This is a genomic window from Actinoplanes auranticolor (genome assembly GCF_018332655.1).
Classification (GTDB): Bacteria; Actinomycetota; Actinomycetes; order Mycobacteriales; family Micromonosporaceae; genus Actinoplanes; species Actinoplanes auranticolor.
In genome coordinates, this window is sequence record NZ_BOQL01000006.1 from 161,038 (window position 1) to 182,041 (window position 21,004).

The 21,004-nt window shown below is 72.0% G+C and carries 19 protein-coding genes; 10 read left to right on the forward strand and 9 right to left on the reverse strand.

The window, feature by feature from the left end:
• The first annotated feature begins 185 nt into the window (after window positions 1-185).
• Genes Aau02nite_RS03705 through Aau02nite_RS03715 form a run of 3 tightly spaced genes read left to right on the forward strand, consistent with a single transcriptional unit; the run spans window position 186 to window position 4,097 of the window.
• Window positions 186-1,220 (forward strand): glycosyltransferase family 2 protein, encoded by a 1,035-nt coding sequence (locus Aau02nite_RS03705; protein ID WP_212986873.1) that lies wholly within the window; start codon window positions 186-188, stop codon window positions 1,218-1,220.
• Complete coding sequence (locus Aau02nite_RS03710; RefSeq protein WP_212986874.1) at window positions 1,201-2,355, forward strand: glycosyltransferase; 1,155 nt, start codon at window positions 1,201-1,203, stop codon at window positions 2,353-2,355. The genes Aau02nite_RS03705 and Aau02nite_RS03710 overlap by 20 nt, the downstream gene beginning before the upstream one ends.
• Window positions 2,352-4,097: a glycosyltransferase gene (locus tag Aau02nite_RS03715; protein WP_212986875.1), complete on the forward strand. Its 1,746-nt coding sequence runs from the start codon at window positions 2,352-2,354 to the stop codon at window positions 4,095-4,097. Before Aau02nite_RS03710 ends, Aau02nite_RS03715 begins: the two co-directional genes overlap by 4 nt.
• Before the next feature lies 1 nt (window position 4,098).
• Here Aau02nite_RS03715 and Aau02nite_RS03720 read toward each other — a convergent pair whose 3' ends face one another.
• Genes Aau02nite_RS03720 through Aau02nite_RS03730 form a run of 3 tightly spaced genes read right to left on the reverse strand, consistent with a single transcriptional unit; the run spans window position 4,099 to window position 8,517 of the window.
• Entirely contained in the window at window positions 4,099-4,623 is a 525-nt protein-coding gene (locus tag Aau02nite_RS03720; protein WP_212986876.1) for a GNAT family N-acetyltransferase, read from the reverse strand.
• Window positions 4,624-4,666: 43 nt separating this feature from the next.
• A complete protein-coding gene (locus Aau02nite_RS03725; RefSeq protein WP_246594868.1) occupies window positions 4,667-6,613 on the reverse strand; it encodes a PAS domain-containing hybrid sensor histidine kinase/response regulator family protein in 1,947 nt (648 codons plus the stop codon).
• Between the two features lie 56 nt (window positions 6,614-6,669).
• Window positions 6,670-8,517: a sensor histidine kinase gene (locus Aau02nite_RS03730; RefSeq protein ID WP_212986877.1), complete on the reverse strand. Its 1,848-nt coding sequence runs from the start codon at window positions 8,515-8,517 to the stop codon at window positions 6,670-6,672.
• A gap of 95 nt (window positions 8,518-8,612) precedes the next feature.
• On the opposite strand from Aau02nite_RS03730, the gene Aau02nite_RS03735 reads away from it, so the two are divergent.
• Window positions 8,613-9,161 (forward strand): TetR family transcriptional regulator, encoded by a 549-nt coding sequence (locus Aau02nite_RS03735; RefSeq protein WP_212986878.1) that lies wholly within the window; start codon window positions 8,613-8,615, stop codon window positions 9,159-9,161.
• Entirely contained in the window at window positions 9,158-9,478 is a 321-nt protein-coding gene (locus tag Aau02nite_RS03740) for a DMT family transporter (protein ID WP_212986879.1), read from the forward strand. The genes Aau02nite_RS03735 and Aau02nite_RS03740 overlap by 4 nt, the downstream gene beginning before the upstream one ends.
• A gap of 12 nt (window positions 9,479-9,490) precedes the next feature.
• Here Aau02nite_RS03740 and Aau02nite_RS03745 read toward each other — a convergent pair whose 3' ends face one another.
• The gene (locus tag Aau02nite_RS03745) at window positions 9,491-11,110 is read right to left on the reverse strand and encodes a methyl-accepting chemotaxis protein (protein WP_212986880.1); all 1,620 of its coding nucleotides are present in this window, start codon (window positions 11,108-11,110) and stop codon (window positions 9,491-9,493) included.
• A gap of 135 nt (window positions 11,111-11,245) precedes the next feature.
• Here Aau02nite_RS03745 and Aau02nite_RS03750 point away from each other — a divergent pair, with 135 nt between their 5' ends.
• On the forward strand, window positions 11,246-11,929 hold the full coding sequence (locus tag Aau02nite_RS03750) for a DUF4190 domain-containing protein (RefSeq protein WP_212986881.1): 684 nt from the start codon (window positions 11,246-11,248) through the stop codon (window positions 11,927-11,929).
• Between the two features lie 45 nt (window positions 11,930-11,974).
• Here Aau02nite_RS03750 and Aau02nite_RS03755 read toward each other — a convergent pair whose 3' ends face one another.
• Both Aau02nite_RS03755 and Aau02nite_RS03760 read right to left on the reverse strand, forming a co-directional pair.
• Entirely contained in the window at window positions 11,975-13,012 is a 1,038-nt protein-coding gene (locus tag Aau02nite_RS03755; RefSeq protein ID WP_212986882.1) for a hypothetical protein, read from the reverse strand.
• A 167-nt stretch (window positions 13,013-13,179) separates the two neighbouring features.
• Window positions 13,180-14,205: a LacI family DNA-binding transcriptional regulator gene (locus tag Aau02nite_RS03760; protein ID WP_212986883.1), complete on the reverse strand. Its 1,026-nt coding sequence runs from the start codon at window positions 14,203-14,205 to the stop codon at window positions 13,180-13,182.
• 300 nt (window positions 14,206-14,505) lie between these two features.
• Here Aau02nite_RS03760 and Aau02nite_RS03765 point away from each other — a divergent pair, with 300 nt between their 5' ends.
• The 4 genes from Aau02nite_RS03765 to arfA all read left to right on the forward strand — a co-directional run bounded on the left by Aau02nite_RS03765 (window position 14,506) and on the right by arfA (window position 19,264).
• Window positions 14,506-15,834 carry an extracellular solute-binding protein gene (locus Aau02nite_RS03765; protein ID WP_212986884.1) on the forward strand — a complete coding sequence of 443 codons (1,329 nt, stop codon included), beginning with the start codon at window positions 14,506-14,508 and terminating at the stop codon, window positions 15,832-15,834.
• A 90-nt stretch (window positions 15,835-15,924) separates the two neighbouring features.
• Window positions 15,925-16,887: a carbohydrate ABC transporter permease gene (locus Aau02nite_RS03770; RefSeq protein ID WP_212986885.1), complete on the forward strand. Its 963-nt coding sequence runs from the start codon at window positions 15,925-15,927 to the stop codon at window positions 16,885-16,887.
• Window positions 16,884-17,729: a carbohydrate ABC transporter permease gene (locus Aau02nite_RS03775; protein WP_212986886.1), complete on the forward strand. Its 846-nt coding sequence runs from the start codon at window positions 16,884-16,886 to the stop codon at window positions 17,727-17,729. The genes Aau02nite_RS03770 and Aau02nite_RS03775 overlap by 4 nt, the downstream gene beginning before the upstream one ends.
• Window positions 17,730-17,755: 26 nt before the next feature.
• Entirely contained in the window at window positions 17,756-19,264 is a 1,509-nt protein-coding gene (gene arfA / locus Aau02nite_RS03780) for an arabinosylfuranosidase ArfA (protein ID WP_212986887.1), read from the forward strand.
• 131 nt (window positions 19,265-19,395) lie between these two features.
• Here arfA and Aau02nite_RS03785 read toward each other — a convergent pair whose 3' ends face one another.
• From Aau02nite_RS03785 to Aau02nite_RS03795, 3 genes are all read right to left on the reverse strand, one after another.
• Window positions 19,396-19,815: an adenylyltransferase/cytidyltransferase family protein gene (locus tag Aau02nite_RS03785; protein ID WP_212986888.1), complete on the reverse strand. Its 420-nt coding sequence runs from the start codon at window positions 19,813-19,815 to the stop codon at window positions 19,396-19,398.
• The gene (locus tag Aau02nite_RS03790; protein WP_212986889.1) at window positions 19,812-20,327 is read right to left on the reverse strand and encodes a hypothetical protein; all 516 of its coding nucleotides are present in this window, start codon (window positions 20,325-20,327) and stop codon (window positions 19,812-19,814) included. The genes Aau02nite_RS03785 and Aau02nite_RS03790 overlap by 4 nt, the downstream gene beginning before the upstream one ends.
• Window positions 20,328-20,408: 81 nt before the next feature.
• A complete protein-coding gene (locus Aau02nite_RS03795) occupies window positions 20,409-20,873 on the reverse strand; it encodes an Lrp/AsnC family transcriptional regulator (RefSeq protein WP_212986890.1) in 465 nt (154 codons plus the stop codon).
• Between the last annotated feature and the right edge of the window lie 131 nt (window positions 20,874-21,004).

Consider the following 21,004-nt stretch of genomic DNA (forward strand, 5'->3'; position numbering starts at 1 on the left):
TCCGCACACAACCGCAGCTCACGATGCTAGATCTTTCGCGTTCTACCCGCATCGGTCATCGGCTATTCACCTGCTGTCTGTTCGTGCGCCGTAATTTGCAGGCCGTGTCCGGCGTGCCGGCGTGCCGCCCAGCGATTCGCTCACGCCAATGCGGTCGCCGGTATTGCAGAGTTGAGAGGTGCTCCATGGATGCCCTGCCCGAAGTCAGCGTGGTCATTCCGACGCGTTTCCGCCCGGAGCTGGTGACGCGTGCGGTCCGCAGCGCCCTGACCCAGACGGTGGGCAACATCGAGGTCATCGTGGTGGTCGACGGGCCGGATCCGGCCACGAGCGAGGCGCTGGCCCTGATCACCGACGCCCGGCTGCGGGTGGTGGTGCTGCCGCAGTCCGGTGGCGCGCCGAACGCCCGCAACATCGGCGTCCGCGAGGCCCGCGCGCCCTGGACGGCGCTGCTCGACGACGACGACGAGTGGCTGGCGCACAAGCTCGAGGTGCAGCTCGGCGCGGCCCGGGACGCCGGGGTGGCGATGCCCGTGGTGGCCAGCCGGCTGATCAACCGCACCCCGCGGGCCGACTCGGTCATGCCGCGCCGGTTGCCGGAGCCGGGCGAGCCGGTCAGCGAGTACCTCACCGTGCGCCGCGGCCTGTTCTACGGCGACGGCTTCATCCAGACCTCGACGATCATGGCACCGACCGCGCTGCTGCGCCGGGAGCCGTTCACCGTCGGGCTGCGCCGGATGCAGGAACTGGACTGGGTGCTGCGCGCGGTCAGCCACGACGACGTCGAGCTGGTCATCGCGGCGCAGGCGCTGGTGGTGTTCCACCAGGACGAGAACCGGCCGCGGATCACCCTGAGCTCGCCCTGGGAGGGCCAGCTCGAATGGGTGCAGCGCAGCCGCCACCTGGTCACGCCGCGCGCGTACGCGGCCCTGGTGATGAGCGTGATCAGCTCGATGGCCGCACCCACCCGCAGCGCCCGGGTCTTCGCGATGCTGTTGCGCGACGCGCGCCGGCACGGCCGCCCCGGAGCCATCGACTACCTGACCTTCCTGCAGATCTGGCTGATCCCCCCGAAGCTGCGCCACAATCTGCGCGACCTGGTGCTGGGCCGGCGCCGGGAGCAGCGGGACGGCGTCGCGGGACCGGCCGGCGGCGAGCTGCGAGGGCCCGCACCCGCAGAGCGCAGTGGGGAGCTGGCGCATGACGGCGTCCGCGCCTAGGACCGTCGCGATCTGGCGCAGTTGCCTGCTGCCCGGCTCCGAGACCTTCATCCGCGACCAGGGTGGCGCGCTGACGGGCTGGCGACCGGCGTACCTGGGCGCGGTGAAGGTCGCATCGCCGATCGCCGCCGACACGGACGCCATCGCCTTCCCGGACACCGCCGCCGGCCGGGCCGGCTGGCTGCTGCTGCGCCTGACCGGGAGGTCGGCACGACTGCGCCGCCTGCTGGCCGGGCTGCGCCCGGAGGTGGTCCACGCGCACTTCGCCGGGGACGGCTGGCTGGTCAGCCGGGCGGCCGGGCAGCTGGGCCTCCCGCTGGTGGTGACCCTGCACGGTCTGGACGTGACCAGTCAGGCCCGCCGGCCCGGTCTGCGGGGAGCCCGGCACCGCCGGCACCTGCGGACGGTGTTCGCCCGCGCGGCACTGATCATCGCGGTGTCGGACTTCATCCGGGACCGGGCGGTGGAGCTGGGCGCCGATCCGGCCAAGGTCCGCGTGCATCACACCGGCGTACCGATCGCCGGGGTGCCGGCTGCGGTGCCGCCACGGTGGGACGTGGTCTTCGTCGGGCGCTTCGTCGCCAAGAAGGGCCTCGACGACCTGGTGGAGGCGATCGCGATCACCGGGGAGCCGCGCCCGCGGGTGCTGCTCATCGGGGCCGGCCCGCTGGACGGCGAGATCCGGCGCCGAGCCGCCGAGCTCGGCCTGGACGCGACGTTCCTGGGCGCCCAGGACGCTACTGTGGTGCGCCGGTCGCTGGCGGAGGCGAAGGTGTTCGTCGCCCCGTCGAAGACGGCACCCGACGGGGACACCGAGGGTCTGCCGACCACGATCCTGGAGGCGGGGAGCATGGGGCTGCCGACCGTGTCGACGTACCACAGCGGCATCCCCGAGGCCGTCGTGCACGGCGAGACCGGCCTGCTCTGCGCGGAGGGCGACCGCCCGGCGCTGGCCGCGGCCATCCGGCAAGTGCTGAGCGACGACGAGCTCGGGGCCCGGCTCGGCCGCCAGGCGCGCCGGCACGTCGAGACCCACTTCGACCTCGACGAGCAGACCGCCCGGCTCGAGCAGCTCTACGAGGCCGTCTGCGCGAGGCCGGCCGCCCCGGCCCGGTCCGGAGCCGCGCGGACGTGACGGCAGCGGTCTACCTCGCGCTGGGCATCCGCCGGATCGCCGCGGCCGTGCACCACACCCGCGACCTGGCCGCGGCCGGCCTGCGGGTCACTCTGGTGACGGGGGACCGGACGGTATCGGCCCAGGCCCCGCTGCCGCCGACGGTCACGGTGCACCGGCTGGACGCGGGGGCCGCCCGGCGGCTGCTGCTGGCCGCCGACGGGCCGTTGCCCGACGACGGCCTGCTCATCGCCGGTGACCCCGAGGCGCTGGCGGTGGCGTGGTGGATCGGCCGCCGGCGGCCGGGCGTGTCGGTGCGGCTGGAACCTGCGCCCGAGCCCGGGCGGCGTACCGCGCCGGCCGACCTGGCCGTCGTCACGCCCTGGTATCCCTCACCCGACGATCCCTACGCCGGCGCGTTCGTGCAGGCCTCGACCGCCGCGGTCCGGCCGCACCACGACCGGGTCGCCATCCTGCACACGCAGAACTGGTACTACTCGCCGGCGGGCGTGGCGGGCAACCGCGTCGGCGTCGCCGCCGAGCGGCAGGCGGTCCGATCCGGCCGAACGGTCGTGCTGGACACGCCCGAGGGCGAGCTGACCCGCGTGGCGGTGCCCACCGCGGCCGGCCGCGGCTACCCGGCGTTCGCCGAGGCCCAGGTCCGGGCTCTGCGCGCCGGCCTGCCGACCGGCCGGATCGAGGCGCCCGTGGTGCACGCCCACACCGGCATGCTGGGCGGGGTCGTGGCGATGCGGCTGGCCCGCCCGGACGCCCGGATCGTGGTGACCGAGCACGCCACCTTCCTGCCCCAGGTCCTCGCCCAGCCCGGCGCCCGGGAGCAGTACGCCGAGGTGCTGGAACGCGCCGACGCCATGCTCTGCGTCGGCCGGTACCTGCTCGACCAGCTCGCTGACTACTTCCCCGGGTACGCCCACAAGCTGCGCATCGTGCCCAACGCCATCGACTTCGACCGGTTCAAGGTCCGCGCGCGGCCACCCCGGGAGTTGTCGCGCTGGCTCTACGCCGGACGGCTGATGGAGCACAAGGGCGTGCTGACCCTGGTGGACGGTTTCGCCCGGGTCGCCGCCGAGGACCCGAAGGTCAGCCTGACCCTGGTCGGGACGGGCCCGCTCGCCGACACCCTCGACGCCCGGATCGTCGGCCTGGGCCTCACCGGCCGGATCACCCGCCGGCCGGCCGTGCCGCCGGACCGGGTGACCGCGCTGATGCACGAGCACGACCTGCTCGTGCACGCCAGCCGGCTGGAGACCTTCGGCATGACAGTGGTCGAGGCGGTCGCCACCGGTACGCCCGTACTGGTCGCCCGCAGCCAGGGCCCGGCCGAGACCCTGGCCGGGATCGAGCACCAGGCCGGTCTGCTGATCGAGCCGGGCGACGATCCGGACGTCATCGCCGACGGCTACCGCGTCCTGAGCAAGGGACTGGACACTCTGGACCTGCCCCGGGCCCGCGCGACCCTGGAGGCGCGCTACGGCTTCGCCGCGGTGGCGGAGCGGCTCCGCGAGGTCTACCACTCCGGTACGCCCACTCCCGCCCCGGCGCCGGTGACCGGGGTGCGGCCGGTGGGAAACCGTCATCGGCTGTCCCGGCTCGTACGGTTCACCGTCGTGACCGTTCCCGACCGGATCCTGTCCGGCGTCCAGCGGGTGATGGCTTGGCTGCCCAGCCCTGCGCCGGAGGCGGTCGTCCGGTACCTGCGGCGGATCCCGGCGGTCGTCGGCGCCCGGATCCCGCGCCGGTGAGCTAGACCATTCTCAGGTCGGGCGACTCCGGGCTCACGTACACCCAGAGGTCCAGGACCGGGCCGGCGTCGAGGGGGATGTGCAGCTCACCGACCCTGTTCCAGCCCTCCGACTCGTAGAGGGCGATCGGCGGCGCCAGCGCCTGGCCGACGTCCAGCACCGCGCGCTGCCCGAACGCCCGGGCCTGTCCGGCCGCGTGCCGCAGCAGCACCCGGCCCAGGCCGCTCCGGCGCCGGTCCGGCGCGATGAACAGGCGCGACACCAGGGCCATCGCGTCGGTGGGCAGGCCGGTCGCGTTCCCGGCGACGGTCAGGGTCGGGTCGTCCGGAGGGCAGTGCAGGGCGACGTGCCCGACGATCCGGCCGTCCTGCTCGGCCACCCACGCGGCCGTCTCGTGCTCGCCGGCGAGGAAACCGGGCACCTCGTGCGGCGCCAGGTGCAGGGGATAGTTGTCCTGCCGGTGCACCCGCAGCAGCAGGTCGACGCAGCCGGCGGTGTCCGCCTCGGTCTTCGCTCGGATCAGCACGGCCCGCATCCTACTGATCACTGCCGGTCGGAACGGGCGGCCGCTACGACCGCGTCGGGGTGGTGCTCAGCACACTGCTGACCCGGCGCAGCAGGTCGTCGGCGGTGAACGGCTTCTCGATGAAGGCGATGTCCGGGTCGAGGACGTGGGTCGAGCCGAGCAGGCCGTTGCTGTAGCCGGACATGTACAGCACGGGCAGGCCGGTGTGCCGGGCCTCCAGCAGCTCCGCGAGGCGCGGACCGGACATCCCCGGCATGATCACGTCGGTCAGCAGCAGGTCACAGCCCTGCCCGCGGTCCAGCTCCAGTGCCTGCGGCCCGGACGCGGCCGACAGCACCCGGTAGCCGCCCTGGCTCAGGATGCGGGCGATGATCCGGCCGAGCGCCGGTTCGTCCTCGACGACCAGCACGGTCTCCTCGTGCCCGTGCGGCACCGCCGCCTCGACAGCCCGGGTCGCCGCCACGTCCTGCGCGGTCTCCACCAGCGGGAGATACACCCGGAAAGTGGTACCGACCCCCGGCTCGGAGTACACGTTGATGCTCCCGCCGGCCTCGGCCACGATGCCGTAGACGGTGGACAGCCCCAGGCCGGTGCCCTGACCGCGCGGCTTGGTGGTGTAGAACGGCTCGAAGATGTGCGCGGCGACCGCCGGGTCGATGCCCTCGCCGGTGTCGCTGACCAGCAGCCGGGCGTAGGTGCCGGGCGCGAGCTCGGGACGCATGTCGATCTGGTGCTCGTCCAGGCGGGCCCGGTTGGCCTCGATCACCAGGGTGCCGCCCTCGGGCATCGCGTCGCGGGCGTTGAGCGCGAGGTTCAGCAGGACCTGCTGGATCTGTCCCGCGTCGGCATGCACCGTCAGCGGCGCCGGGGCGGGCACGGTCCGCAGGTCGATGTTCTCGCCGATGGTGCGGTGCAGCATCGCCCCGACCTCGTCGACGGCGGCGTTCAGGTCGACGTCCTGCGGCTGGATGGTGTCGCCGCGGGTGAAGACCAGCAGCTGGTGGGTGAGGCTGATGGCCCGGTCGGCGGCGGTCCGGACGTGCTCCAGGTCGGCCCGGACGGCGGGATCTGCCGACTGCTCGGCCGCGAAGTCGGTGTAGTTGACGATGATCGCCAGGATGTTGTTGAAGTCGTGGGCGACCCCGCCGGCCAGCTGGCCCAGGCTCTCCATCCGCTCGGCCTGGTGCGTGCGATCCTCGACCTGGCGGCGCCGCTCGGCCGCCTGCTTGGCGGCGGCGATGTCGCGGGCCACCACGGACAGCCCGGTCACGGCGCCGTCGCGGCCCAGGATGGGCGCCACGCTGACTCCGATCTCGATCGGGGAGCCGTCCTTGTGCACCCGGGTGGCCTCGTAGTGCAGGTTGCGCTCACCCGTGGCGATCCGGGCCAGCACGTCGGACTGCTCGTCGAGCCCGGCCCCGTCGGCCAGCATCGCGGCGGGGTGCCCGATCATCTCGGCCGAGGTGTAGCCGAAGAGACGTTCCGCGCCGCCGTTCCAAGCGGTGACCGTGCCGGTCGGCGTGGTGCCGATGACCGCGTCGTCACTGTGCTCGACCACGGCAGCGAGGGTGGCCCGGTGGCTCTCGGCCAGGTCCTGAGCCGCCTGCTCACGGGCCCCGGCCCCGTCCAGGTGCTGCTGGTCGGCGGGAGCGACGTAGATCGCGCCCCGGCGCAGCAGAACGCCGTACCCGCGCCGTAACGTCCAGTAGTAGACGCCGACGGCGGCCGTGATCAGATCCCAGGACGCGGTGGCCCAGGAGCTCGTCGTCATCCCCGGGTGAGCCTGCCCGGAGACGAGCGACTGGTACGTCATGGCCGCGTGGAAACCGTGCCCGACCGAGCAACTGAAGAAGATCAGCGCGGTGGCGGTGGCCAATCGGTTGGTGCGCAGCTGCCCGGCGCGGATCACCGGTACGGCGATCGCGACGCTGATCGCCGCGTACGCCACCGTGATGACGGTGTTGCCCAGGAGATACATCTGGTCCGGCACACCCGTCTGTTCGGACCGGAAGTTGCGGTGCTTAGCCCCCTGGCGTTTCTCCGTGGTCAGGCAGCGCCGGCCCGTTCCGCTGTGACCGTGCTGTCCGCCGCCGGGGGCACCGCCGGCACGGTGAACCAGAACCGGCTGCCGCCGCCCGGATTCTCCGCGACCCCGACCGTGCCGCCGTGGCGTTCGATGATCCGGTGCACGATGGCCAGGCCCAGCCCGGTCCCGTGGTAATGCTGGCTGCCGTCCGCCCGGATGAACGGGTCGAAGACACTCGCGCGCTGCGCCGCCGGGATGCCGATGCCCCGGTCGGCGACCTCGATGCACCAGCCGCCCGCGTCCTGCGGCGTGCCGGCGATCTCGATGCACGGCTGCTGCCCGGCGGGCGTGTACTTCAGGGCGTTGCCGACGAGGTTGTCGACGACCTGGCGCAGCAGGACGGGATCCCCGTCGACGCTGGGCAGGGGCCCGACGACGATCGCGGACTGCTGAGCGCCGGTGCCGCCCACCCGGTCGCGGATCACGTCGGCCACCAGCCGGTTCAGGTCGACCTCGGTACGCCGCAGCGTCTGGTTCTCGGCGGTGGCGTAGTTCAGCAGGTCGTCGATCAGCGACTGCATGCGCTGGGCGCCGCCGTACAGGCGCTCCAGGAAGTCGCGGTGTTCCGGGTCGAGCCGGGGCGCGGCCTCCTCGCGCAGGAAGTCGGCGTAGCCGGTGATCCGGGCGAGCGGGCTGCGCAGGTCGTGGGCGACCACCCCGGCGAATCCGACCAGCTCCTCCTCGCGCCGGCGCAGCTGCTGCTCGACTGCTTCGCGGCGGTCGATGTCGTCGCGCAGCGCGGCGGTGGCCGCGTCGACCCGCTGCAGCGCCCGGTCGCGGGAGCTGACCACCGTGCCGGTCAGCGCGGCGAGCAGGGCGGTGATCAGCGAGCCGATCACGGCCGCGGCCACGTCCAGGTGCAGCTGGGTCCCGGCCAGGACCAGCTCGGTGGGCGCGACGGTGACCCGCCAGGTCCGCTGCGGTACGGGGATCGGCTCGCTCCGGGCGGCCCGGCTCGCGTCGATCTCCGCGGTCGGCAGCCGTTGCCCGACCGGGGTGGCCACGCCGGTGGACGTGTCCGAGAGCGTGACGGCGACCGCCTCCCCGGCGATGCGGCTGATCGCGTCGTGCAGGAAGTCGCCACCCCGCAGCGCCATCACCATCCAGCCGCGGAACTGCCCGGCGTCGTTCGCCGAAGGGGAGGTGGAGTAGACCGGCGCGGCCAGCAGGAAGCCCTGTTGCTGCGCCTCCTGGGGCACGGTCGCGTCCTGCAACAGGCGGTAGCCGGCGCTGATCGCGACCTGATGCCCCTCGCGCGCCTGGCCGAGCGCCGCGGCGGCCTCGGGTACCGCCGCGAGGTCGCGGCCGGCGACCGTGCCGGGGCCGTCGATGGCGCGGCTGAGCACCACGAACAGGTGCTCGGAGGCGGGCCCCGCCGCGGGTTGCAACCGCAGCTCAGGGCTGCCGGCGCGGCGCCACGCGGCCTGCACCCGAGGGATCTCGGCGCCGGTGGCCGGCACGACCAGGGCAATTCCGGTGGCACCGGGCAGGCGCTGCCGGTCCGTCGCGGCGGTGATCGCCTCGAACTCCGGCCGGGAGAGCCGGCCCTGGGCGCCGACCGCGGCGGCGAAGTCGAGCAGGGAGGTGGAGTAGCGCCGCATCTCGGCGGTCAGGGTCCGCGCGACCATCGTGGTCCGTTGCTCGAGGGCCTGGTCGAGCCGGTCCTCGGCGGCCCGCCGCAACGCACCGACGGCCAGCACGGTGCCGATCATGCCCAGAGTCACCACGAGGACGACGATCCGCGACCGACGACCCCGGGGGCGGGGTGCACCGCCGGCCGGGGCTTCCACCGTCGGCGCGGGTTTCACCCGGCTCAGGCTACGCCGCCGGCCGGCCGGGCAAGGGCGATCCGGGCAGATCGACGTCCTGTGCACTTTACCTTCCGGAAGGTAAAGTATGGCGCATGAGACCGAGTCAGCGGACCGCCCTGCTGGACGCGTCCCTGCGGCTGATGCGGGGGGCGGACGGTGCCGACATCACCCTCGACGCCGTCGCCCGGGAGGCCGGGGTCACCAAGCCCGGCCTGATGTACCACTTCCCGAACCGGGAGGCGCTGATGCTGGCCATCGTCGACCACGCCGCTGCCAGCCTGGAGGACGCGATGGCCCGGGTCATCGGCGGGCCACTGGCGGAGGCGACGCCGGCCGAACGCATCCGCGCCTACGCCGCGGTCGCTGCCCGGGGCGCGGACTGCCGCGCGGAGTACGCCATCTACACCGAGGCCGCGTACCGTCCGGGCCTGTCCGGGCCCTGGCTGGAGCGGATGGCCCGCTGGTTCGAGCTGCCGGCCGGGCTCGACGGCCGTACCCGGGCGGCCCTGACCGTCGCCCGGCTCGCCGCCGACGGTCTCTGGGCCGCCGAGGCCACCGGGGTCTTCCCGCCCCGCCCCGAGGACCGCGACGCGGTGGTGGCGTTGATCGTCTCCCTCACGACGGAAGGCGCGGACCGATGAAGAAGTGGCTCGTGCTCGCTGCGGCGATCGGCAGCGAGGTCGCGGCGACCCTGGCGCTCAAGGCCGCCCTCGGCCATCCCGCCTGGTACGTGCTCGTGGTCGCCGGATACGTCGCCGCGTTCGTGTTCCTGGCCGCCTGCCTGGGCCTGAAGATCGGTGTCGCGTACGGCGTCTGGGCCGCCTCCGGCGTGGCGCTGACCGCCGTGCTGGCCCGCCTGATCCCCCACGAACCCCTGACCCGCACCATGGGCGCCGGCATCCTGCTGATCTCCGCCGGGGTCCTGCTCGTCGAGCTCGGCGCCCAGGCGGCCCACTGACCGCCGCGGTCGTCAGTAGCGGAAGGTGGCGACCAGCCGGTTCAGCGTCGTCGCCGCGTCGACCAGGGTCCGCGCGGTCGTCTGCGTCGTCTGGGCGCCCGCGCTGGCCTGCTCGGCTGCCTGCGCCACACCGACGATGTTGGTGGCGATCTCGCCGGCGCCCACCGCGGTCTCACCGACGTTGCGGGACATCTCCTGGGTCGTCGCGGTCTGCTCCTCGATGGCCGAGGCAATGGTCAGCTGGGTGTCGTTGATCTCGGTCACCACCTGGGAGATCCGGGCGATGACGGAGGCCGCGGCGCCGGAGCCCTGGTTGATCGCCTCGACCTTGCGGGCGATCTCCTCAGTGGCCGAGGCGGTCTGCTGGGCCAGCTCCTTGACCTCCCCGGCGACTACGGCGAAGCCCTTGCCGACCTCGCCGGCCCGGGCGGCCTCGATAGTGGCGTTCAGGGCGAGCAGGTTGGTCTGCGCGGCGATGTCGGTGATCAGCTTGACCACGGTCTGGATCTCGGCCGACGAGGCGCCGAGGCGGGTGACGGTCTCGTCGGCCTCCCGGGTGGCCTGGACGCCGCCGCGCGCGATGTCGCTGGCGCGGGAGGCACTGCGCGAGATCTCGGCGATGGAGGCGTTCATCTCCTCGGCCGAGGCCGCCAGCGTCGAGACGATGGCGGACACCTCCTCGGCGCTGGCGCTGACCACCCCGGCCTGCGCGCTGGTCTCCTCCGCGCCCCCGGCGAGCTGGGTGCTGACCGTGCTCAGCTCGTCGGCCGCGTCGGACACCTGGCGCGCCCCGGCCGCGACGGCGGTGACCAGCTCCTGCATCCGGTCGGCGAAGCGGTTGAAGCCGCCCGCCGCCTCGGCGATCTCGTCACGGCCGTCGTCCTGGATCCGCTGGGTCAGGTCGCCGTCGCCGTCCGCGATCTCGGCGAGCCGGTGGTTGAGGGTGCCCAGCGGACGGATGATCGACCGGATCAGCACGAACGCGAGCGCGGCGCCGAGCAGGACGGTGAGCGCGCCGGACGAGACCATGACCACCGAGGAGCGGTCCGCGGCGGCGGAGGCGTCGGTCATCGCGGCAGCGGACCGGGCGTCGATCGAGGAGGTGAGCGAGTCCACGCTCGCGGCGATCTGGTTGAAGATCTTGATCTCGTCGACGGCCACCAGCTGGTTGGCCCGGGCGACCTGCGTCGCGGCCCCGCTGCGGTACGCCTCGACGATCGTGCCGTCCAGCGTGGAGAACTCGTCGAAGTGCTGCGTGATCCGGTCGATCAGCTCCGACTCCGCGGCGGTGATGCGCGCGCCGCGCAGCGCCTGCAGCTCCTGACGGAACGCGGCGGCCGAGGCGAGGAACGCGGCCCGGGCCTCGGCGGTGTCGGCGGCGGCACCCTCGACGCCCCGGACGATGTCGAACGCGTACGCGGTCTGCCAGCCGTTGAAGTCGGCCGAACGGAACTTGACCTGCTTGGCGAGCTGGTTGGCCGTCGAGTAGTCGGCGAGCGTGGCGGTGGCGCGCGACTGGTCGGCGATGGCCGACAGGCCGATGGCCACCACCGCGCTCAGCAGTGCCAGCAGCACCACCATCGCGCCGACCAGCCGGCTACTGATCCGTACGCTACGCAGCCCGACCCTCATGTGTCCCTCGCCCCGTTCGTTCTCCCCAGATCATGATCGGTCGCCGCGCCCCTTTCCTGAGGAGTCGCCAGGAGTCAAGTCTCCGCGGCGCCCGCGGGGCGGCGTGGGGCCGGCCGCGGCTGTACCGTGCCCGCTGTGGATCACCAGCCCCCGCCCGGCCCGCGGTACCCGGCCTACACCCCGCCACCTCCGCCGGGGCCGGCCTGGAACGGCAAGACCAACGGCTTCTCCATCGCCAGCCTGGCCCTGGCCCTGCTGGGCTGCGCGGGACTGCCCAGCGTCATCTTCGGCGTCATCGGCCTGCGGCAGAGCAAGCGCAACGGCGACCGGCGCGGCCGCTTCTACGCGATCGCGGCGCTGGTCATCTGCGGCTGCTGGGTGCTCGCCATCGGGGTCGTGGTCGGGGTGGCCGTGGCCCGCGACGCCGCCGACGGCCCGGACCGCGACGCGACCGGGGCGATCAACGGTGCACGCTCGATCAAGGTGACCGACCTGCGGGCGGGCGACTGTCTCCAGGACGTCCGCTCGCAGACCGGCAGCCATGTGGACGTGGTGCCCTGTGCGACCTCGCACTACAGCGAGGTCTTCGCCGTGTTCCCGCTGCCGCCGGGGGAGTGGCCGGGCGACGCGCGGGTCAAGGGCACTGCCCAGGCCGGTTGCGACGACCGCTTCGCCGCGTACGCCGGGGTGGAGCTGGACGAGGACTCGTGGACGGTGCTCGCCGTGCCGCCGGAGGAGCTGGGCTGGCCGTCGGAGCGTGACGCCCTGTGCGTCGCCCACCACCTGCGGGTGCCGAAGACCGGATCGCTACGCCGCTGATCCCGCCGCGGGTGCGACGGGATCAGCGGGCCGGTGCGGGTCTTGTCAGCTGGCCAGGGCCGGGCGGCGCAGCAGCCGGGTCCGCACCGGCGGCAGCCAGCGCACCAGCGCGGCGGTCCGCTCGTGGGAGCCGTAGGCGAGCAGCGTCAGGAAGATGCCGTAGACCGGCAGGTGGCCGAGCAGTTCGGTGCTGCCGAAGAGCAGCAGCGTCGCGTTGAACGGGATGCCGGCGACCAGCACGGCGACCTGGGGCAGTGCCCCGGAGATCACCAGCAGGCCGAACAGCAGCTCGGTGGCCCCGGCCACGGCGACGAAGGTGTCCGGGCTCAGGTGGATGCCGACCAGCGCGAAGACGTCGAGCTGCGGGAAGAGGTGCAGGGTCTCGCGGGCCAGCGCCGGGTTGGCGAGCTTCTCCGCGAAGGCGAGCGTGATCAGGGCGCCACCGGCACCCAGCCGCAGGCCGAGCAGCGCCCGGCGCAGGGTCACGGCGTCCGGCTCCACCCGGCCGAAGGTGTCGTCCGAGGGCGGCACGAAGGCCAGGAACACCGCGACGCCGAGCAGGTCCATGGCCGAGAGCAACCCGACCGGCCCGGTGAGCAGCAGTGCCAGCGGCCCGATCACGGCGAGACCCAGGGCCGCGGGGCGCAGCCGGATGCCGGTGATGAACCAGATGCCCAGCGCGCCCTCGGCCAGCAGCAGCGCGGATCCGCCGGCGAGGTCCTCGACCTTGAGATCGTGGGTGAGGAAGTGGCCGGTGACCGCAGCGGCCAGCAGGGAGACGCCGAGGTGGATGGCGAGCAGCCGGGGCACGTACGGCACGATCCGGCCGATGAACCGCAGCGGCCGCAGCTCCGGCGTGGGTAGGTACCGCAGGGCGACGTACCGCCACACGATGGTGACCAGGACGACGGCGAGGATCAGGCCGAAGGCGACCGGGCGCAGGGCGAAGGCCCAGTCGGTGGGGTAGGAGCCGGGCTCGTCGACGAACCACTTCTCGTGCGCCGACGCCGGGGAGGGCGACGCCAGCAGCGCCGCGGCGGCGGTGCCGGCAACTGCCGCACCGCGTCCCAGAGTGACCTTCATCGTTCCCGCTCCCTCTCACCCGGCGCCGCTCGGCTGCGGCGCCTGTCCCGCTGTACGTCGTCCTTTCTACGGGCGGACTGAGCTCTGTGGGGTGGTTGCGGGCCGGCTCAGGACCAAAGTCCCGGGTATTCGGGACCTCCGCGGCCCGGCCCGGGTGCGGTTCGGTTTCAGGGCGCGGCGCGGCCCAGGGTGCTCTGCCGGGGGATCAGCCGGTGCTCGGCCAGCAGCTCCACCCCGGGCACCGGCCCGGGGCTGCCGATCCGCATGATCAGCCGCTCCACCGCCAGCTGCGCGATGGCGGTCTTGTCCGGCGAGATGGTGCTGATCGTGGGGTGGCTGTAACGCCCGTCCTCGATGTCGTCGTAGCCGATGATCGCGATGTCCTCGGGGATGCGCAGCCCGCGCTCGACGATGGTGTGGATCGCGCCCGAGGCGACCAGGTCGCTGTAGCAGAACACCGCGTCCGGTGGATCCTCCCGGTCGAGCAGTGCGGCCATCGCGGTCACGCCGTCGATCCGGTTGAACCGGGCGGTGCTGATGATCAGCGACTCGTCGACCGGCAGCCCGGCCGCGGCGTGGGCCGCGCGGAAGCCGCGGGTGCGCAACTGGGCCGCCTCGCCGGTCGCGTACGGCTGGTCGCCGATCGCCGCGATCCGGCGGCGGCCCAGCGAGATCAGGTGGGTGACCGCGTCGGTGGAGGCGGCGATGTCGTCGATCCCGACGTGGTCGAAGGTGCCGTCGGAGACCCGCTCGCCCAGTACGACCAGGGGCAGGGCGAGATCACGCACGGTGAGATCCTGCTGGGACAGGCCCAGCGGGCTGATGATCATGCCGTCGAACAGGAAGCCCCGGGAGCCCCGGCCGATCAGCTCGCCCTCGTGCTGCCGGTCGCCGTCGGTCTGGTCGATCAGGACGTTGTAGCCGCCCTTGCGGGCGGCCGGGATGATCGCCTGCAGCAGCTCGGCGAAGTACGGCGTGTCCAGGTACGGCACGACGACGGCGATCTGCCCCGACCGCCCGTTGGCCAGGTTGCGGGCGAGCACGTTGGGCCGGTAGCCCAGCTCGGCGATGGCCCGTTCGACCTTCTCCCGGGTCGCCGGCGCCACCTGGGCGTAGCCGTTCACCACGTTGGAGACCGTACGGGGGGACACCCCGGCGAGCTCGGCAACGTCACGCAGCGTGATGTCCCGCATGAGGCCCTCCTTGCTGAAGCGGGCCGACGTGGGCCCGAGGTGACGATCGTATTTCCGAGAGGTTGCCTCTTGCCAGAGCCGAGCGGCCGGTGCATAGTCCTTTGCAGCGCTGCAATCGTAACTTACAACACACTTCACCGGGGATGGGCGCCACGGTCGTCCGGGCTCTCTCCCGCGGTTCCGCTCCCGCCTGCTGACTACGCAGAGCGAGCAGCGGCGATCCACCATGCGTAAATCCAGCCAGGAGGCCACCCCATGAGATCCCGGAAGATGCCGACTATGAAACGTCCCATCATTGCTATGTCCGTGCTGGCCCTCGTGCTCGGGGCGGGCGCCTGCTCGGGTGGCGATGACGGTGGCGGCACCGCGGCCAAGCCGACCAACTGCACCAACAAGATCGTTCACCCCGAGGCCAAGGCCGTGTCGGTCTGGGCCTGGTACCCGAACATGGCCAAGGTCGTCGACAACTTCAACAACGCCCACACCGACGTGCAGGTCTGCTGGACCAACGCGGGTCAGGGTGCGCCGCAGTACGCCAAGTTCCAGACGGCGATCTCGGCCAAGAAGGGTGCGCCCGACGTGATCATGCTGGAGGCCGACCAGCTCGTCGGCTTCGAGATCCAGGACGCCCTGGTCGACCTGGCCCCGTACGGTGCCAACGACGTGAAGGCCAAGTTCAGCGCGGGTGCCTGGAAGGACGTGTCGCAGGGCGACGCGGTCTACGCCATCCCGGTCGACGGCGGCCCGATGGCGATGATCTACCGCACCGACGTGTTCACCAAGTACGGCATCAAGACCCCGCCGAAGACCTGGGCCGAGTACGCCGAGGCCGCCGCCAAGGTCAAGGCCGCGGGCGGGCCGAACTTCGGCGACTTCGGCAGCAACGTGCCGGCCGTGGCCACCGCGCTGATGATCCAGAAGGGCGCCAACCCGTTCACCTACGACCTGGCCAACAAGCAGAACATCACCATCAAGCTCGACGACCAGGCCACCAAGGACGTGCTGAACTACTGGGGTGACCTGGCCACCAGGAAGCTCATCGGCACCGAGGACCAGTTCACCACCGACTACATCGCCGGCGTCGTCAACGGCAAGTACGCGACGTACGTCTCCGCCGCCTGGGCGCCCGGCTACCTGACCGGGGCCGGCGTCGGCAGCGGCAAGGAGAAGGGCAAGTTCGCCGTGGCGCCGCTGCCGCAGTGGGACGCCGGCGCGCCGGTCTCGGTCAACTGGGGTGGATCGACCTTCGCGGTGACCTCGCAGGCGTCCGACAAGAAGGCCGCGGCCGAGGTGGCGAAGGGTCTCTACGCCGACGAGGCGTCCCTGACCGACGGCTGGAAGACGCAGACCATCTTCCCGCTCAACCAGGACGTGCTGAAGTCCGAGGCGTTCGTCAACAACAAGGTGGAGTTCTTCAACGGGCAGACGGCGAACAAGGACATCTACATCCCGGCCGCGAACGCGTACCAGGGTGCGACGTACAGCCCGTTCACCGTGTACTACTACGCCCAGCTCCAGGCCCAGATCGTGAAGCTCAACAGCGGTAAGATCACCGGTGACCAGGCCGCCACCGAGCTGCAGGACATCATGGTCAAGTACGCCAAGAGCCAGGGCTTCACCGTCCAGTGACCGCCGGCCGGACGGCCGCCCGGTCCACCGTGCGGCGGCCGTCCGTCCCCTTCCACGCTGCGACGACGCCGCAGAGGAGACGTGAACCCCATGGCCGTCATCAGATCGACACCGCCCGCGGCGCTGCGTGACAGCACCGGCGTACCCCGGGCCACCGCGCCGCCCCGGCGCCGCAGCCCGGCCCGCCGCGGCGCCGTCGGCTGGCTCTTCATCCTCCCGTTCCTGGTGGTGTTCGCGGTCTTCCTCGTCGCGCCACTGCTGTACGCGGGCTACCTCAGCCTCTACACCAAGGGGCTCGCGACCGGCACGACCTTCGCCGGGATCGACAACTACACCCGGGCCTTCACCGACCCGTCGTTCCTCAAGGGACTATGGCTGGTGCTGCGGTTCAGCCTGGTGGTGATCCCGCTGCAGATGATCGTCGCGCTGGTCGCGGCGCTGGTGCTGGACGAGGTCACCGGCCGGCTGGCCCGCTTCTCCCGGCTGATGATCTTCCTGCCGTACGCGGTCCCGGCCGTGCTCGGCGCGCTGATGTGGGGCTTCCTCTACAGCCCCAGCTTCGGGCCGCTGGAACAGATCTCCTCGCTGTTCAACGTCCAGGCGCCGTTCCTGCTCAGCCAGGGCAACATCTTCTACGGCCTGCTCAACGTGGTCACCTGGCAGTGGTCCGGCTACTACATGGTGATCATCTACGCCGCGCTGAAGAGCATCGACTCGTCGATCTACGAGGCCGCCCGGATCGACGGGGCGAGCTCGCGGCAGATCGCGCTGCGCATCAAGGTGCCCATGGTGTCGTCCGCGTTCGTGCTGATCCTGGTCTTCTCGCTGATCGGCACGCTGCAGTTCTTCGCCGAGCCGCAGATCCTCGGGCCGATCGCCAACGGCTCGGTGACGCCCGACTACACGCCCAACATCTACGCGTTCAACCTGGCGTTCGCCTACGCGCAGTTCAACTACGCCTCGGCGATCTCGTTCGCGCTGGGCTTCGTGGTCTTCCTGGCCGTCGCCATCTTCATGGTCGCCACCCGCAAGCGAGGGAGCATCTTCACGTGAGCAACCGCCACATCGGGGCGAAGCTGTTCCTGCTCGCCCTGGTCTGCTACTTCCTGGTCCCGGTCTGGTGGCTGCTCGTGGCCAGCACGAAGAACGCCGAGGGCCTGTTCTCCGGTTCGGGTGCCCTGTGGTTCAACGGCTTCCACCTCGTCGACAACCTGCGGGACCTGTTCACCTTCAACAACGGCGAGTATTTGCGCTGGCTGGGCAACTCCGTGCTCTACGCGCTGACCGGCGGGATCGGCTCGACGGTCATCTCGGTGCTGGCCGGCTACGGCTTCGCGAAGTACCGGTTCCGCGGGCGCAACCTCACCTTCGCCCTGGTGCTGGGCGCGGTGATGGTGCCGCTGACCGCCCTGGTCATCCCCACGTTCGTGATGATGAGCAACGCCGGGCTGACCGACACGGTCTGGGCGGTCATCCTGCCGTCGCTGCTCAGCCCGTTCGGCGTGTACCTGATGCGGGTCTACACCTCGGCGTCGGTGCCCGACGAACTGCTCGACGCGGCGCGCATCGACGGCGCCGGCGAACTGCGTACGTTCCTGCGGGTGGCGCTGCCGCTGATGCGCCCGGCCGTGATCACCGTGCTGCTGCTCTCGGTCGTCGCGACCTGGAACAACTACTTCCTGCCGCTGACCATGCTGTCCGACTCGAAGCTCTACCCGCTCACCGTGGGCATCGGCCTGTGGTCGCAGCTGGCCAGCTCCAACAACGGCGGCGGCCAGTCGCTGTGGAGCCTGATCATCACCGGCTCGCTGGTGTCCATCGTCCCGCTCGTCTTCGCCTTCCTCACCCTGCAGAAGTACTGGCAGGGCGGGCTCGCCGTCGGCAGCCTCAAGTGACATCCCCCTCGACCCCCGGGAGACCCGTGCTTTCCGCCAGCTTCACCCTCGATCCCGCCTTCACCGTCGCACCGGTCTCCCGCCGCACCTTCGGGTCCTTCGTGGAGCACATGGGCCGCTGCGTCTACACCGGGATCTACGAGCCGTCGCACCCCACCGCGGACGCCGACGGCTTCCGCCAGGACGTGCTCGCGCTGACCCGCGAGCTGGGCGTCTCGGTCGTGCGCTACCCCGGCGGCAACTTCGTCTCCGGCTACCGCTGGGAGGACGGCATCGGCCCGGTGGCCGACCGGCCGGTGCGCCGTGACCTGGCCTGGCACAGCCTGGAGACCAACGAGATCGGCATCGACGAATTCATGCGCTGGGCGCGCAAGGCCGGGGTGGAGGTGATGTACGCGGTCAACCTCGGCACCCGCGGCGTCCAGGAGGCCCTGGACGTGCAGGAGTACCTGAACCAGCCCGACCGCACCCACCTGGCCCGGCTGCGACAGGCCAACGGCACGACCGAACCGTACGGCATCACCATGTTCTGCCTCGGCAACGAGCTCGACGGACCGTGGCAGACCGGGCACAAGACCGCCCACGAGTACGGCCGCCTCGCGATGGAGACGGCCCGGGCGATGCGCAGTGCCGAGCCGGGACTGGAGCTGGTGGCCTGCGGCAGCTCGTCGTCCTCGATGCCGACGTTCGCCGCGTGGGAGGCCGAGGTGCTCGAACTGACCTACGACGCCGTGGACTACATCTCCGCGCACGCCTACTACGAGCCGATCGACGGCGACCTGGGCAGCTTCCTGGCCTCGGCGGTCGACATGGACCACTTCGTCACCAGCGTCGCGGCCACCGCCGACAGCGTCGGGGCCAAGCTCAAGAGCCGCAAGAAGCTCAAGATCTCCTTCGACGAGTGGAACGTCTGGTACCAGAGCGCCTTCCAGGCGACCCAGGAGACCGAATGGCAGGTGGCGCCACGGGTCATCGAAGACGCGTACACCGTCGCCGACGCCGTGGTGGTCGGCAACCTGCTGATCTCCCTGCTGCGCCACAGCGACCGGGTCACCGCCGCCTGCCAGGCCCAGCTGGTCAACGTCATCGCGCCGATCCGGACCGAGCCCGGCGGCCCGGCCTGGCGGCAGACGATCTTCCACCCGTTCGCGCTGACCTCGCGGCTGGCCCGCGGCGAGGTCCTGCGCGTGGAGCCGCAGTCGCCGACCTACGACACCGCCCGCTTCGGTTTGGTGCCACTGCTGGACGCGGTCGCCACCCACGACGCCGAGACCGGTGACGTGACCGTCTTCGTGGTGAACCGGCACCTCACCGACAGCCTCGACCTGGCCGTCCCGCTGTCCGGCTTCCGGGCCGGCCTGCGGGTGACCGAGTCGTGGACCCTCGCGGACGAGGACCTCTACGCGATGAACACGGCCGACGACCCGGAGCGCGTGGTGCCCGGCCCGGCCAAGGACGCGGACATCACCGACGGCGTGCTGCGGGCCAGCCTGCCGCCGGTGTCATGGACCGCGATCCGGCTCACCACCGGCTGACCAGCGCCGATCAGCCGCCACGGCGCCGCCGTCCCACCGGGTATGCCGGACGGCGCCGCCGCGGCGGGCAGACCGGGCGCCTGATCGGCGGGTGGCTGTGTCGCGCCGGAAGACTGCGATCCCCGTGGCGATCAGGACGGGCGGGTCCGGACCCGGGAGATGAGGCCGGTGGTGGACACCCCCGGGGTGTAGCGGACCAGCCTCAGCCGGCCGGCCGCGGCCACCGGTCCGTAGACCTCGGCGACCGCCTCGGGGGTGATGTCGTCGCCGTGCACGACCAGCGCGATGTCGTGCTCGTCGAGGAAGTCCAGGGTCACCCGGTACGGCGCCGCGGGCAGGACCTCGTCGGCGTACCGGCACGCCGCGATCACGGCGACGCGTTCGGCCAGGGTCATGATCGGCCGGCGTTTGTAGGACGCCACGGTCTCGTCGGACAGCACGCCGACGATCAGGTGGTCGCCGTGCTGCCGGGCCGCCTGCAGCAGGGCCACGTGGCCGGGATGGAAGAGGTCACCCACCATGTCGACGTAGACGCGCGCCGCCGCGGTCATCGGTCCTGGTGGATCGCCTGCTGCGGGCGGCGCGACGGTGGCCGGCCGGGCGGGCCGCCGGCCAGGGCCGCCCAGGTGATGGTGTCCTGGCCGGGTGGCAGGCAGCACGCGTCGGTCGCCGCGTCCCGGCCGCGCCGCGCGGCTCCGGCGACCGGCGGCAACTGCTCCTCGTGGGTCCGCCGCGGCGATGATCCGTCCAGCAGGACGGCCCGCGCGGCGCGGAGGGCGCGGGACAGCGGAACCTGAGCCGGCCGGGCGTCGATGCCCTCGCTCTGCGCCACGATCGGCACCGGGGCAGTTCCGGACCGGCCGGAAAGCTCGGCGATGAGGGGGAACAGCCGGGGCTCGGACACGGCCTGCGCCGACAGACTCATCAGCAGCGGGGCCGGGCGCCGGGCGATCCGGGCGGTCAGGCCGGCCCGCAACGCCCGGACGGACCCGGTGTCGGGAGCTCCCTCGACGGTGACGGCGGTGGTCGTCGCGCCGGTGTCGAAACTGCAGGTCAAAGGCATCCGGTGTGATTCCTCCGCGGGCTGGGAGCGGTTGTTGCCGCGGGCATACCCGTTGATCGGTACGCCATGCGGGGCCGGTCGTCACTGTTCCCAGATGGCCGTCGCGGACAGCGGCTCGGCCTCCTCGAAGACCAGCAGGGTGCGGGTGTTCACGATGCCCGGCATGCTCTGGATCACGTCCAGCACCAGCCGGCCCAGGGCGGCATTGTCCCGCGCCCGGACCAGCAGGATCGCGTCGAACTCGCCGCCGACCAGGGCGATGTGCACGACGCCGGGCAACGCGCGCAGCTGCTCGCCCACGTCGCGCCATTCCGCCTGGTGCAGGTTGACCGTGACGTAGGCGGAGGTGCCCAGGCCCGCCGCGACGGGGTCGATGTCGGCCCGGAAGCCCTTGATCACGTTGGCGGTGCGGAGCCGTTCCACCCGGGCGTAGGCGTTGGCCCGGGAGATGTGCAGGTGCTCGGCGAGGGTACGCATCGACATCCGTCCGTCGCGGGTCAGCTCGGCCAGGATCTGCCGGTCGATGTCGTCGAGGGCGCTGGCCACTTGTCTCGTCCTCCTCCGCTCCGGGCGCCGTTGCCCGGACGTTTGGCCGCCGGCGAGCGGCCCGACCCGTACATCTTCTCGGTTTTTCCCGGGATGTGGAAACCGATTGGTCGGAGAACGACCATGTCTGC

Bases quoted from the DNA above. Each gene is read 5' to 3' on its own strand.
- Aau02nite_RS03705 (WP_212986873.1), top strand. From the start codon at position 186: ATGGATGCCCTGCCCGAAGTCAGCGTGGTCATTCCGACGCGTTTCCGC.
- Aau02nite_RS03710 (WP_212986874.1), top strand. From the start codon at position 1,201: ATGACGGCGTCCGCGCCTAGGACCGTCGCGATCTGGCGCAGTTGCCTG.
- Aau02nite_RS03735 (WP_212986878.1), top strand. From the start codon at position 8,613: ATGAGACCGAGTCAGCGGACCGCCCTGCTGGACGCGTCCCTGCGGCTG.
- Aau02nite_RS03740 (WP_212986879.1), top strand. From the start codon at position 9,158: ATGAAGAAGTGGCTCGTGCTCGCTGCGGCGATCGGCAGCGAGGTCGCG.
- Aau02nite_RS03745 (WP_212986880.1), bottom strand. From the start codon at position 11,110: ATGAGGGTCGGGCTGCGTAGCGTACGGATCAGTAGCCGGCTGGTCGGC.
- Aau02nite_RS03755 (WP_212986882.1), bottom strand. From the start codon at position 13,012: ATGAAGGTCACTCTGGGACGCGGTGCGGCAGTTGCCGGCACCGCCGCC.
- Aau02nite_RS03760 (WP_212986883.1), bottom strand. From the start codon at position 14,205: ATGCGGGACATCACGCTGCGTGACGTTGCCGAGCTCGCCGGGGTGTCC.
- Aau02nite_RS03765 (WP_212986884.1), top strand. From the start codon at position 14,506: ATGTCCGTGCTGGCCCTCGTGCTCGGGGCGGGCGCCTGCTCGGGTGGC.
- Aau02nite_RS03770 (WP_212986885.1), top strand. From the start codon at position 15,925: ATGGCCGTCATCAGATCGACACCGCCCGCGGCGCTGCGTGACAGCACC.
- Aau02nite_RS03785 (WP_212986888.1), bottom strand. From the start codon at position 19,815: ATGACCGCGGCGGCGCGCGTCTACGTCGACATGGTGGGTGACCTCTTC.
- Aau02nite_RS03790 (WP_212986889.1), bottom strand. From the start codon at position 20,327: ATGCCTTTGACCTGCAGTTTCGACACCGGCGCGACGACCACCGCCGTC.